Origin of the sequence: Streptomyces sp. NBC_01233 (assembly GCF_035989305.1) — a bacterium.
Classification (GTDB): domain Bacteria; phylum Actinomycetota; class Actinomycetes; order Streptomycetales; family Streptomycetaceae; genus Streptomyces.
On the sequence record NZ_CP108514.1, the window covers coordinates 5,449,178 to 5,461,500 of the forward strand.

11 protein-coding genes are annotated in these 12,323 nt (G+C 69.9%); all 11 read left to right on the forward strand.

Annotated elements, in window-relative coordinates:
- The first annotated feature begins 13 nt into the window (after nt 1-13).
- Genes OG332_RS25995 through nuoL form a run of 11 tightly spaced genes read left to right on the forward strand, consistent with a single transcriptional unit; the run spans nt 14 to nt 12,323 of the window.
- A complete protein-coding gene (locus tag OG332_RS25995) occupies nt 14-568 on the forward strand; it encodes a NuoB/complex I 20 kDa subunit family protein (RefSeq protein WP_319722244.1) in 555 nt (184 codons plus the stop codon).
- A complete protein-coding gene (locus OG332_RS26000) occupies nt 565-1,326 on the forward strand; it encodes an NADH-quinone oxidoreductase subunit C (RefSeq protein WP_327415743.1) in 762 nt (253 codons plus the stop codon). The genes OG332_RS25995 and OG332_RS26000 overlap by 4 nt, the downstream gene beginning before the upstream one ends.
- Nucleotides 1,326-2,666: an NADH-quinone oxidoreductase subunit D gene (locus tag OG332_RS26005; protein ID WP_327415744.1), complete on the forward strand. Its 1,341-nt coding sequence runs from the start codon at nt 1,326-1,328 to the stop codon at nt 2,664-2,666. Before OG332_RS26000 ends, OG332_RS26005 begins: the two co-directional genes overlap by 1 nt.
- Nucleotides 2,663-3,445 (forward strand): NADH-quinone oxidoreductase subunit NuoE, encoded by a 783-nt coding sequence (gene nuoE, locus OG332_RS26010; protein ID WP_327415745.1) that lies wholly within the window; start codon nt 2,663-2,665, stop codon nt 3,443-3,445. The genes OG332_RS26005 and nuoE overlap by 4 nt, the downstream gene beginning before the upstream one ends.
- Complete coding sequence (gene nuoF / locus OG332_RS26015; protein WP_319722239.1) at nt 3,442-4,821, forward strand: NADH-quinone oxidoreductase subunit NuoF; 1,380 nt, start codon at nt 3,442-3,444, stop codon at nt 4,819-4,821. The genes nuoE and nuoF overlap by 4 nt, the downstream gene beginning before the upstream one ends.
- Nucleotides 4,818-7,337, forward strand: a complete 2,520-nt coding sequence (locus tag OG332_RS26020; RefSeq protein WP_327415746.1) for an NADH-quinone oxidoreductase subunit G — start codon at nt 4,818-4,820, stop codon at nt 7,335-7,337. The genes nuoF and OG332_RS26020 overlap by 4 nt, the downstream gene beginning before the upstream one ends.
- Complete coding sequence (nuoH, locus tag OG332_RS26025; protein WP_327415747.1) at nt 7,334-8,701, forward strand: NADH-quinone oxidoreductase subunit NuoH; 1,368 nt, start codon at nt 7,334-7,336, stop codon at nt 8,699-8,701. The genes OG332_RS26020 and nuoH overlap by 4 nt, the downstream gene beginning before the upstream one ends.
- A gap of 3 nt (nt 8,702-8,704) precedes the next feature.
- Nucleotides 8,705-9,316, forward strand: a complete 612-nt coding sequence (gene nuoI / locus OG332_RS26030; RefSeq protein WP_327415748.1) for an NADH-quinone oxidoreductase subunit NuoI — start codon at nt 8,705-8,707, stop codon at nt 9,314-9,316.
- A complete protein-coding gene (locus tag OG332_RS26035; protein ID WP_327415749.1) occupies nt 9,313-10,119 on the forward strand; it encodes an NADH-quinone oxidoreductase subunit J in 807 nt (268 codons plus the stop codon). The genes nuoI and OG332_RS26035 overlap by 4 nt, the downstream gene beginning before the upstream one ends.
- Complete coding sequence (gene nuoK, locus OG332_RS26040; protein ID WP_327415750.1) at nt 10,116-10,415, forward strand: NADH-quinone oxidoreductase subunit NuoK; 300 nt, start codon at nt 10,116-10,118, stop codon at nt 10,413-10,415. Before OG332_RS26035 ends, nuoK begins: the two co-directional genes overlap by 4 nt.
- A 9-nt stretch (nt 10,416-10,424) precedes the next feature.
- Nucleotides 10,425-12,323 (forward strand): NADH-quinone oxidoreductase subunit L, encoded by a 1,899-nt coding sequence (gene nuoL, locus OG332_RS26045; protein WP_327415751.1) that lies wholly within the window; start codon nt 10,425-10,427, stop codon nt 12,321-12,323.

Genomic DNA, 12,323 nt, shown 5'->3' on the forward strand with positions numbered 1-12,323 from the left:
GGCTGAATTTTCCATGGGACTGGAAGAGAAGCTGCCGAGCGGCTTCCTGCTGACCACCGTCGAACAGGCCGCGGGCTGGGTGCGCAAGTCGTCCGTCTTCCCGGCGACCTTCGGCCTGGCCTGCTGCGCCATCGAGATGATGACCACCGGAGCGGGCCGGTACGACCTGGCCCGCTTCGGCATGGAGGTCTTCCGCGGCTCCCCGCGCCAGGCCGACCTGATGATCGTGGCCGGCCGGGTCAGCCAGAAGATGGCGCCGGTGCTGCGGCAGGTGTACGACCAGATGCCCGCTCCCAAGTGGGTGATCTCCATGGGGGTCTGCGCCTCTTCGGGCGGCATGTTCAACAACTACGCGATCGTCCAGGGCGTCGACCACATCGTCCCGGTGGACATCTACCTGCCCGGCTGCCCGCCGCGCCCCGAGATGCTGTTGGACGCGATCCTCAAGCTCCACCAGAAGATCCAGGGCGGAAAGCTCGGCGTGAACCGGGAACAGGCGGCACGTGAGGCGGAGGAGGCGGCCCTCAAGGCCCTCCCCACCATCGAGATGAAGGGGCTGCTCCGGTGAGCGAGACCCAAGAGCCGGAGAACGGCACCACGGGCGGCAACGGCGGCAACGGCAGCAACGTCCCTGCGCCGCGCGACCAGGGCCCCGAGGTCATCGGCGTCCGCAAGGGCATGTTCGGCGCCAGGAACGGCGGCGACACCAGCGGCTACGGCGGCCTGGTGCGGACGATTGCCCTCCCGGGCCCGTCCGCCCGGCCCTACGGCTCGTACTTCGACGAGGTCGTGGACGAGCTGGAGGGCGCCTTGGAGGAGCAGGACCTGCTCCCCGAGAACGCGATCGAGAAGGTGGTCGTAGATCGGGGAGAGCTCACTCTCCACATCGCCCGCGAGCACCTCGTCCGGGTCGCGCGCACCCTGCGCGACGACCCCGCCCTGCGCTTCGAGCTCTGCACCGGCGTCTCCGGGGTCCACTTCCCCGACACTGCGCCGATTCACGACGTGGGCCGCGAGCTGCACGCCGTCTACCACCTGCGCTCGCTCACCCACGGCCGGATCGTGCGGCTGGAGGTGTCCGTCCCGGACAGCGACCCGCACGTCCCGTCGCTCGTCTCCGTCTACCCGACCAACGACTGGCACGAGCGCGAGACGTACGACTTCTTCGGCCTGGTCTTCGACGGGCACCCGGCCCTCACCCGGATCATGATGCCGGACGACTGGCAGGGCTTCCCGCAGCGCAAGGACTACCCGCTCGGCGGCATCCCCATCGAGTACAAGGGCGCCCAGATCCCGGCTCCCGACCAGCGGAGGTCGTACAGCTGATGTCCACTTCGAATCACGCCTCCGCCGACCATGCTTCCGCGCGGGAGACGACCGAAGGCACCGTCTACACCGTCACCGGCGGCGACTGGGACGAGATCGTCCAGTCCGCGGCCCGGGCCGACGACGAGCGGATCGTCGTCAACATGGGCCCCCAGCACCCGTCCACCCACGGGGTGCTCCGCCTGATCCTGGAGATCGACGGCGAGACGGTCACCGAGGCCCGCTGCGGCATCGGCTACCTCCACACCGGCATCGAGAAGAACCTCGAATACCGGAACTGGACGCAGGGCACCACCTTCGTGACGCGCATGGACTACCTCACGCCGTTCTTCAACGAGACGGCGTACTGCCTCGGCGTCGAGAAGCTCCTCGGCATCACCGACCAGATCCCGGACCGCGCCACCGTCATCCGCGTCCTGCTGATGGAGCTCAACCGGCTCTCCTCCCACCTGGTGTGCATCGCCACCGGCGGCATGGAGCTGGGCGCGACCACGATCATGATCTACGGCTTCCGCGACCGCGAGCTGATCCTCGACATCTTCGAGCTGATCACCGGCCTGCGCATGAACCACGCGTTCGTCCGCCCCGGCGGCCTCGCGCAGGACCTGCCCCCGGGCGCCGTCGACCAGCTGCGCGAGTTCGTCAAGACGATGAAGAAGAACCTGCCGGAATACGACAAGCTCGCCACCGGCAACCCCATCTTCAAGGCCCGCATGCAGGACGTCGGCTACCTCGACCTCACCGGCTGCATGGCGCTCGGCGCCACCGGCCCGATCCTGCGCTCCGCCGGCCTGCCGCACGACCTGCGCAAGTCGGAGCCGTACTGCGGATACGAGAACTACGAGTTCGACGTGCCGACCACCGAGAGCTGCGACTCCTACGGGCGGTTCCTGATCCGCCTGGAGGAGATGCGCCAGTCGCTGCGGATCGTCGAGCAGTGCCTGGAGCGCCTGGAGCCGGGCCCGGTGATGGTCGCCGACAAGAAGATCGCCTGGCCGGCACAGCTGGCGATGGGCCCGGACGGCCTCGGCAACTCCCTCGACCACATCAGGAACATCATGGGCACCTCCATGGAGGCCCTCATCCACCACTTCAAGCTGGTGACCGAGGGCTTCCGGGTACCGGCCGGGCAGGTGTACGCGGCCGTCGAATCGCCCAAGGGCGAGCTCGGCGTGCACGTCGTCTCCGACGGCGGCACCCGCCCCTACCGGGTCCACTTCCGCGACCCGTCCTTCACCAACCTGCAGGCCATGGCCGCGATGTGCGAGGGCGGCCAGGTCGCCGACGTCATCGTCGCCGTCGCCTCCATCGACCCCGTGATGGGAGGCGTCGACCGATGACCGCCAGTCCTCAGAACCAAGGGGTCTCGCTGGGCATGCCCCAGCTGCCGGCCCCCGACTTTCCGGCGGAGGTACGCGAGCGCCTCGAAGCGGACGCGAAGGAGATCATCGCCCGCTACCCGGACAGCCGCTCCGCGCTGCTGCCGCTCCTGCACCTGTGCCAGGCGCAGGAGGGCCACGTCTCGCGCACCGGGGTCCGCTTCTGCGCCGAGGTGCTGGGCCTGACCACCGCCGAGGTCACGGCCGTCGCGACCTTCTACACGATGTACCGGCGGCGGCCCTCCGGCGACTACCAGGTCGGCGTCTGCACGAACACGCTGTGCGCGGTGATGGGCGGCGACGCCATCTTCGAGGAGCTCAAGGAGCACCTCGGGGTCGGCAACAACGAGACCACCCCCGACGGCAAGGTCACCCTCGAACACATCGAGTGCAACGCGGCCTGCGACTTCGCCCCCGTGGTGATGGTCAACTGGGAGTTCTTCGACAACCAGACCCCCGAATCCGCCAAGGCCCTGGTGGACGACCTGCTGGCCGGCCGCGAGGTCTCGCCGACCCGGGGCGCGCCGCTGTGCACGTACAAGGAGACCGCCCGGATCCTGGCCGGGTTCCCCGATGAGCGCGAGGGCGCGGTCGAGGCGACCGGCGGCGCCGGTCCCGCCTCCCTGATCGGGCTGCGCATCGCCCGCGGCGAGTCCCCGCACGCCTCGATCGTGCACCCGCGCACCGAGGCGCGCGGCGAGACCCGTGGCGGCACCACCACCGAGGGAGGGGAGGGATGACCGTGTCCTCCGAACTGAGCAATGGGGGCAGCACCTCCCGGCCGGAGGCCGGCGGAGGCACGAGCCCGGAGAAGCTCCTCGCACCCGTGCTGTCGGCCTTCTGGGACGAGCCGCAGTCGTGGACGCTGGAGACCTACCGGCGCCACGAGGGCTACGAGGGCCTGCGCAAGGCGCTCGCGATGACCCCGGACGACCTCATCGCCTACGTGAAGGACTCGGGTCTGCGCGGACGCGGCGGCGCGGGCTTCCCCACCGGAATGAAGTGGCAGTTCATCCCGCAGGGCGACGGAAAGCCGCACTACCTCGTCGTGAACGCGGACGAGTCGGAGCCGGGAACCTGCAAGGACATCCCCCTCCTCTTCGCCAACCCGCACTCCCTCATCGAGGGAATGATCATCGCGTGCTACGCGATCCGCTCGCAGCACGCCTTCATCTACCTGCGCGGCGAGGTGGTGCCGGTCCTGCGGCGCCTGCACGAGGCGGTGCGCGAGGCGTACGAGGCCGGTTACCTCGGGAAGGACATCCTGGGGAGCGGGCTCGACCTCGACATCACGGTGCACGCGGGAGCGGGCGCGTACATCTGCGGCGAGGAGACGGCGCTGCTCGACTCCCTCGAAGGCCGGCGCGGTCAGCCCCGGCTGCGTCCCCCCTTCCCTGCCGTCGAGGGGCTCTACGCGTGCCCCACTGTCGTGAACAACGTCGAGTCCATCGCCTCGGTTCCCGCGATCCTGAACAAGGGCAAGGACTGGTTCAAGTCGATGGGGACCGAGAAGTCCCCCGGTTTCACGCTGTATTCGCTCTCCGGGCACGTCGCCGGCCCCGGCCAGTACGAGGCCCCGCTCGGCATCACCCTGCGCCAGCTGCTCGACATGAGCGGCGGCATGCGGCCCGGGCACCGGCTGAAGTTCTGGACCCCGGGCGGCTCCTCCACCCCGATGTTCACCGACGAGCACCTCGACGTCCCGCTCGACTACGAGGGCGTCGGCGCGGCCGGCTCGATGCTCGGCACCAAGGCGCTCCAGTGCTTCGACGAGACGACCTGCGTGGTGCGGGCCGTCACCCGGTGGACGGAGTTCTACGCCCACGAGTCCTGCGGCAAGTGCACTCCGTGCCGCGAAGGCACGTACTGGCTGGTCCAGCTGCTGCGCGACATCGAGGCCGGTAAGGGCGTCATGTCCGACCTCGACAAGCTGAACGACATCGCCGACAACATCAACGGCAAGTCCTTCTGCGCGCTCGGTGACGGCGCGGCCAGCCCGATCTTCTCCTCGCTCAAGTACTTCCGCGAGGAGTACGAGCAGCACATCACGGGCAAGGGCTGCCCCTTCGACCCCAGGAAGTCGACCCTCTGGGCCGACACGGAGGTGAACGCATGACCGTCACCACTACGGCCGCCTCCGGAGGAGACGCGGCCGTTCCGCCGGAGAATCTGGTGTCGCTGACCATCGACGGGGCCGAACTGTCCGTGCCCAAGGGCACCCTCGTCATCCGGGCCGCCGAACAGCTCGGCATCGAGATCCCCCGGTTCTGCGACCACCCCCTCCTCTCCCCGGCCGGCGCCTGCCGCCAGTGCATCGTCGAGGTCGAGGGCCAGCGCAAGCCGATGGCCTCCTGCACCATCACCTGCACCGACGGCATGGTCGTCAAGACCCAGCTGACCTCCGAGGTCGCCGACAAGGCCCAGCGCGGGGTGATGGAGCTGCTGCTCATCAACCACCCGCTGGACTGCCCGGTCTGCGACAAGGGCGGCGAGTGCCCGCTGCAGAACCAGGCGATGTCGCACGGCAACGCCGAATCGCGGTTCGAGGGCAGGAAGCGCACCTACGAGAAGCCCGTCCCGATCTCCACGCAGGTGCTGCTGGACCGCGAGCGGTGCGTGTTGTGCGCCCGCTGCACCCGCTTCTCCAACGAGATCGCCGGCGACCCGATGATCGAGCTGCTGGAGCGCGGCGCACTGCAGCAGGTCGGCACCGGCGAGGGCGACCCCTTCGAGTCGTACTTCTCCGGCAACACCATCCAGATCTGCCCGGTCGGCGCCCTCACCTCGGCCGCGTACCGGTTCCGCTCCCGCCCCTTCGACCTCGTCTCCTCCCCGAGCGTGTGCGAGCACTGCGCGGGCGGCTGCGCGACCCGTACCGACCACCGCCGCGGCAAGGTGCTGCGCCGCCTCGCCGCGGAGGACCCCGAGGTCAACGAGGAGTGGATCTGCGACAAGGGCCGCTTCGGGTTCCGCTACGCGCAGCGCCCGGACCGGCTCACCACCCCGCTGGTGCGCAGCGCCGCCGGGGTCCTGGAGCCGGCGAGCTGGCCCGAGGCCCTGGAGGCCGCGGCGGGCGGGCTCGCCGCCGCGCGCGGCCGGGCCGGGGTGCTCACCGGCGGCCGGCTCACCGTCGAGGACGCCTACGCGTACGCCAAGTTCGCCCGGGTGGTGCTCGACACCAACGACATCGACTTCCGGGCCCGTGTGCACAGCGCGGAGGAGGCCGAGTTCCTGGCCGCCACCGTCGCCGGCACCGGCAAGGACCTCGACAGTCGCGGTGTCACCAACGCCTCGCTGGAGGCGGCCCCGGCCGTCCTCCTCGTCGGCATCGAGGCGGAGGAGGAGGCCCCCGGCGTCTTCCTGCGGCTGCGCAAGGCCCACGGCAAGCACAAGCAGCGGACCTTCGCCCTCGCCCCCTTCGCCACCCGCGGCCTGGAGAAGACGGGCGGCACCCTGCTGGCCGCCGCCCCCGGCACCGAGCCCGAGTGGCTCACTGCGTTGTCTCAAGGCGTGCAGTCCTCCGGGACCGGCCTGGAGGCCGACGGGGCCGCGGCCGCCGCCGCGCTGCGCGAGCCCGGCGCCGTCATCGTGGTCGGTGAGCGGCTCGCCGGGGTGCCCGGCGCGCTGACCGCCGCCGTACGGGCGGCCGCGGCGACCGGGGCGAAGCTGGTGTGGATCCCGCGCCGGGCCGGTGAGCGGGCCGCCGTCGAGGCGGGCGCGCTGCCGTCCCTGCTCCCGGGCGGCCGTCCGGCCACCGACCCGCGGGCCCGCGACGAGGTCGCCACCGCCTGGGGCCTGGACGAACTCCCGCACCGCTACGGCCGCGACACCGGCCAGATCGTCGAGGCCGCGGCCTCCCGCGAGCTCTCGGCCCTGCTGGTCGCGGGCGTCGAGGTGAGCGACCTGCCGGATCCGGTCCGCGCGCGGATCGCCCTCCAGGAGGCCTTCGTGGTCTCCCTGGAACTGCGGCCCAGCGAGGTCACCGCCCACGCGGACGTGGTCCTGCCGGTCGCCGCGGTGGCCGAGAAGGCGGGCGCGTTCATCAACTGGGAGGGCAGGGTCCGCCCGTTCGAGGCGGCGCTCAAGCCCGACCAGATGACCCGCCGGCTCGCCCCGGCCGACGCCCGCGTGCTCCACATGCTGGCCGACGCCGCCGACCGCCCGATCGCGCTGCCCGACGTACACGCCGTACGCCGGGAGCTCGACGCGCTCGGCCCGTGGGCCGGGGAGCGCGCCGCCGAACAGCCCGCCGACACCGAGGCGCTGCCCCGCCCGGGCATCGGCGAGGCGGTCCTCGCGGGCCACCGGCTCCTCCTCGACCTGGGCCGGCTCCAGGAGGGCGACGAGGCCCTGGCCGGCACCCGCCACGAGGCGAGCGCCCGGCTGTCGGCCGCCACGGCCGCCGAGACGGGCGTCAAGAACGGCGACGTCCTCGCGGTCACCGGACCGGCCGGCTCCGTGGAACTCCCGCTCCGGATCACCGAGATGCCCGACCGCGTGGTCTGGCTCCCGCTGAACTCCACCGGCTCCGGCGTCCTCGCCGACGCCGGCGCCCGCCCGGGCAGCCTCGTACGCATCGGCCCGGCGACCCCGGCCGGCGCCGGCGACACCACTGCGGAGGTGGACGCGTGAACGCGGTACACGGTGACTTCGTACAACTGGCCGCCGAGGACCTGTCCCTGTTCGGCCGCGACGTCTGGTGGCTGGTCGTCGTCAAGGCGGTGTTCTGCTTCGCCTTCCTGATGGTGACCGTGCTCTTCTCCATCGTGTGGGAGCGCAAGGTCGTCGCCTGGATGCAGCTGCGCATCGGCCCCAACCGGCACGGGCCCTGGGGCATGCTCCAGTCGCTCGCCGACGGCGTGAAGCTGATGCTCAAGGAAGACCTGATCGTCAAGCGCGCCGACAAGGTGGTCTACGTCCTGGCCCCGATCATCGCGGCGATCCCGGCCTTCATGGCCATCGCGGTGATCCCCTTCGGGCCGCCCGGCGACGAGGTCTCCATCTTCGGCCAGCGCACCACGATGCAGCTGACCGACCTGCCCATCGCGATGCTCTACATCCTCGCGGTGGCCTCGGTCGGCATCTACGGCATCGTGCTGGCGGGCTGGTCCTCCGGCTCCACGTACCCGCTCCTCGGCGGACTGCGCTCCTGCGCGCAGATGATCTCCTACGAGATCGCGATGGGCGCGGCCTTCGCCTCGGTCTTCCTCTACTCCGGGTCGATGTCGACCTCGGCGATCGTCGAGGCGCAGGAGGACCGCTGGTTCATCGTCCTGCTGCCGGTGTCCTTCATCATCTACGTCATCACGATGGTCGGCGAGACCAACCGCGCCCCCTTCGACATGCCGGAGTCCGAGGGCGACCTGGTCGGCGGCTTCAACACCGAGTACTCGTCCATCAAGTTCGCGCTTTTCATGCTGGCCGAGTACGTCAACATGGTCACCGTCTCGGCGGTCTCGGTCACCCTCTTCCTGGGCGGCTGGCGGGCCCCGTACCCGATCAGCACCTTCTGGGAGGGTGCGAACCACGGCTGGTGGCCGATGCTCTGGTTCGTCCTCAAGGTGCAGCTGCTGCTGTTCTTCTTCATCTGGCTGCGCGGCACGCTGCCGCGCGTGCGCTACGACCAGCTGATGAAGCTCGGCTGGAAGGTGCTCATCCCGGTCTCCGTGGTCTGGCTGATGCTGGTCGCCACCGTCCGGGCGCTGCGCAACGAGGCGTACGACTTCAGCGAGATCGTCCTCTACGTCGGCGGCGGAGTCGTCGCGATCCTGCTGCTCTCCTTCGTCGCGGACATCTTCCGCGACAAGCGCGAGAAGGCGCAGGCCGCCGAGGCCGTCGACGACGCCGTGCCCTTCGACCCGCTGGCGGGCGGGTTCCCCGTACCGCCCAAGCCCGGCCAGCACCTGGCACCCGTACCGCGCAGGCGGCCTCGCAGCGAGCGGGAGCTGATTGTCAGTGGCGGGACAAATACTGACAGTGACCGAGAGGAGGCTTGAGAGATGTCCGACGACGACAAGTGGCAGAACCCGGTGGCGGGCTTCGGCGTGACCTTCAAGGCCATGTTCAAGAAGCGCCTCACCGAGCAGTACCCGGAGCAGCAGAAGACGACCGCCCCGCGCTTCCACGGACGGCATCAGCTCAACCGGCACCCCGACGGTCTGGAGAAGTGCATCGGGTGCGAGCTGTGCGCCTGGGCCTGTCCCGCCGACGCCATCTACGTGGAGGGCGCGGACAACACCGAGGAGGAGCGCTACTCCCCGGGCGAGCGGTACGGCGCCGTCTACCAGATCAACTACGCCCGCTGCATCCTGTGCGGGCTGTGCGTCGAGGCGTGCCCGACGAGGGCGCTCACCATGACGAACGAGTTCGAACTGGCCGATGCCAGCCGTGAGTCGCTCATCTACACCAAGGAGCAGCTGCTCGCCGGCCTCACCGAGGGCATGGTCGAGGCGCCGCACGCGATGTACCCCGGCACGGAGGACACCGACTACTACCGCGGGCGGGTGACGGGGGCCGCCCCGGGCACGGTCCGGCAGGTCGCGGTCACCAAGGGCGAGAAGCCCGAGGACGAGTCGGTGGACGCCCCGCAGGCCGAGGAGGTGCAGACGTGAGCACCATCGCGGCGAGCCTCACCTCCACCGGCGAGGCCGTGCAGTTCTGGATCCTCGGCACGGTCGCCGTCATCGGCGCCCTGGCCACGATCCTGATGAAGAAGGCCGTGCACAGCGCCCTCAGCCTGGCCGGGACGATGATCATCCTGGCGGTCTTCTACCTCGCCAACGGGGCGTACTTCCTGGGCGTGGTCCAGGTCATCGTCTACACCGGCGCGATCATGATGCTCTTCCTCTTCGTGGTCATGCTCGTCGGCGTCACCGCCGCCGACTCCCTGAAGGAGACCATCAAGGGGCAGCGCTGGCTGGCCGCCCTGTGCGGGCTCGGCTTCGGCATCCTGCTGATCGCCGGCATCGGCCACGCCAACCTCACCCACTTCAACGGGCTCGGCCGGATCAACTCCGCCGGACACGTCGAGGGCCTGGCACAGCTGATCTTCACCAAGTACGTCTTCGCCTTCGAGATCACCGGCGCGCTGCTGATCACCGCGGCCGTCGGCGCGATGGTGCTCACCCACCGCGAGCGCACCGAACGGGCGGCCACCCAGCGCGAGCTCGCCGAGAAGCGCGTCCGCGAGGGCGTGCAGCTCCCGCCGCTGCCCGCGCCCGGCGTCTACGCCCGGCACAACGCGGTGGACGTCGCCGGTCTCCTGCCGGACGGCACCCCGTCCGAGCTGACGGTCAACAAGACGCTGCGCGGCCGCGGCCAGATCCGCGACGTGTCGAGCGAGGCGCTGAACGACCTGAAGGCATTGGAACAGGCGTCGGCGGAGCGCCTCGGCCGCGAGGAGGCATCCAAGTGAATCCGGTCAACTACCTGTACCTGGCGGCCCTGCTGTTCACCATCGGCGCGACCGGCGTGCTGATCCGCAAGAACGCGATCGTGCTGTTCATGTGCATCGAGCTGATGCTCAACGCCTGCAACCTCGCCTTCGTCGCCTTCTCCCGGATGCACGGCAACCTCGACGGCCAGATCATCGCGTTCTTCACGATGGTCGTCGCCGCCGCGGAGGTCGTGGTCGGCCTGGCGATCATCGTGTCGCTGTTCCGTACCCGCCACTCGGCCTCGGTCGACGACGCCAGCCTGATGAAGCTGTAAGGGGTCGCTGTGGAGAACCTGATTGCGCTGCTGATCGCGGCGCCCCTGCTCGGAGCGGTGGTGCTGCTGTGCGGCGGCCGGCGCCTCGACAAGATCGGTCACTGGATCGGCACCCTGCTCGCCGCCGTCTCCTTCGGGATCGGCGCCGCGCTGTTCGCCGACATGCTGTCGCGCAGTGCCGATGACCGGACCCTGTACCAGCGCCTGTACACCTGGATCCCCGTCGAGGGCTTCCAGGCGGACATGGCCTTCCAGCTGGACCAGCTGTCGATGACCTTCGTCCTGCTGATCTCCGGGGTGGGCACGCTCATCCACGTGTACTCGATCGGGTACATGGAGCACGACGAGCGCCGCCGCCGCTTCTTCGGCTACCTCAACCTGTTCGTCGCGGCCATGCTGCTGCTGGTCCTCGCCGACAACTACCTGCTGCTGTACTTCGGCTGGGAGGGCGTGGGCCTCGCCTCGTACCTCCTGATCGGCTTCTGGCAGCACAAGCCCAGCGCGGCCACCGCCGCGAAGAAGGCCTTCCTCGTCAACCGCGTCGGCGACATGGGCCTGTCGATCGCGATCATGCTGATGTTCACCACCTTCGGGACCTTCACCTTCGGGCCCGTGTTCGGTGCGGTGGGGGAGACCTCCGAGGGCACGCTCACGGCGATCGGCCTGATGCTGCTGCTGGCCGCCTGCGGCAAGTCGGCGCAGGTCCCGCTGCAGTCCTGGCTCGGTGACGCGATGGAGGGCCCGACCCCGGTCTCGGCCCTGATCCACGCCGCCACCATGGTGACCGCCGGCGTGTACCTGATCGTCCGCTCGGCCGCCGTCTTCAACGGGGCGCCGGACGCGCAGCTCGTGGTCACCGTCGTGGGCGCGGTCACGCTCCTCTTCGGTGCGATCGTCGGTTGTGCGAAGGACGACATCAAGAAGGCCCTGGCGGGCTCGACGATGTCGCAGATCGGCTACATGATCCTCGCCGCGGGCCTCGGCCCGATCGGCTACGTCTTCGCGATCATGCACCTGGTGACGCACGGCTTCTTCAAGGCAGGGCTCTTCCTCGGCGCGGGTTCCGTGATGCACGGGATGAACGACGAGGTGGACATGCGCAAGTACGGGGCCCTGCGGAAGTACATGCCGGTCACCTTCGTGACCTTCGGACTCGGGTACCTGGCCATCATCGGCTTCCCGGGCCTGTCGGGCTTCTTCTCCAAGGACATGATCATCGAGGCGGCCTTCGCCAAGGGCGGCACCGAGGGCTGGATCCTCGGCGGCGTGACCCTGCTGGGCGCCGGCATCACGGCGTTCTACATGACCCGCGTCATGTTCCTCACCTTCTTCGGCGAGAAGCGCTGGCAGCCGGATGCGGAGAGCGGGGAGCTGCCCCACCCGCACGAGTCCCCGAAGTCGATGACCATCCCGATGGTCATCCTGGCGTTCGGTTCGGTCCTCGCCGGCGGCTTCTTCGAGATCGGCGACCGGTTCCTGAACTGGCTGGAGCCCGTCACCGGTTACGAGCACGGCAACCCGCCGGTCAGCGCCATGACGGTGACCGCGGCCACCATGGTCGTCCTGGTCGTCGGCGTCGGCATCGCCTGGGGGATGTACGGCCGCAGGCCCGTCCCGGTCGTCGCCCCGCGCGGCTCGATCCTCACCCGGGCGGCCCGGCGGGACCTGTACCAGGACGACTTCAACCACGTCGTGCTGGTGCGCGGCGGGGAGCACCTGACCCGCTCGCTCGTGTACGTCGACCACAGCCTCGTCGACGGGGTGGTCAGCGGGACGGCCGCCTCGGTCGGCGGGCTCTCGGGCCGCCTGCGCAAGCTGCAGAACGGCTACGCCCGCAGCTACGCGGTCTCGATGTTCGGGGGAACGGTGGTCCTGATCGCCGCGACCCTGCTGATGAGGGCGGTGTGA

What these genes read in the sequence shown, in the direction of transcription:
- OG332_RS26020 (WP_327415746.1), top strand. Translation starts at nt 4,818, where the DNA reads ATGACCGTCACCACTACGGCCGCCTCCGGAGGAGACGCGGCCGTTCCG.
- nuoI (WP_327415748.1), top strand. Translation starts at nt 8,705, where the DNA reads ATGTCCGACGACGACAAGTGGCAGAACCCGGTGGCGGGCTTCGGCGTG.
- nuoE (WP_327415745.1), top strand. Translation starts at nt 2,663, where the DNA reads ATGACCGCCAGTCCTCAGAACCAAGGGGTCTCGCTGGGCATGCCCCAG.
- nuoF (WP_319722239.1), top strand. Translation starts at nt 3,442, where the DNA reads ATGACCGTGTCCTCCGAACTGAGCAATGGGGGCAGCACCTCCCGGCCG.
- OG332_RS26005 (WP_327415744.1), top strand. Translation starts at nt 1,326, where the DNA reads ATGTCCACTTCGAATCACGCCTCCGCCGACCATGCTTCCGCGCGGGAG.
- OG332_RS25995 (WP_319722244.1), top strand. Translation starts at nt 14, where the DNA reads ATGGGACTGGAAGAGAAGCTGCCGAGCGGCTTCCTGCTGACCACCGTC.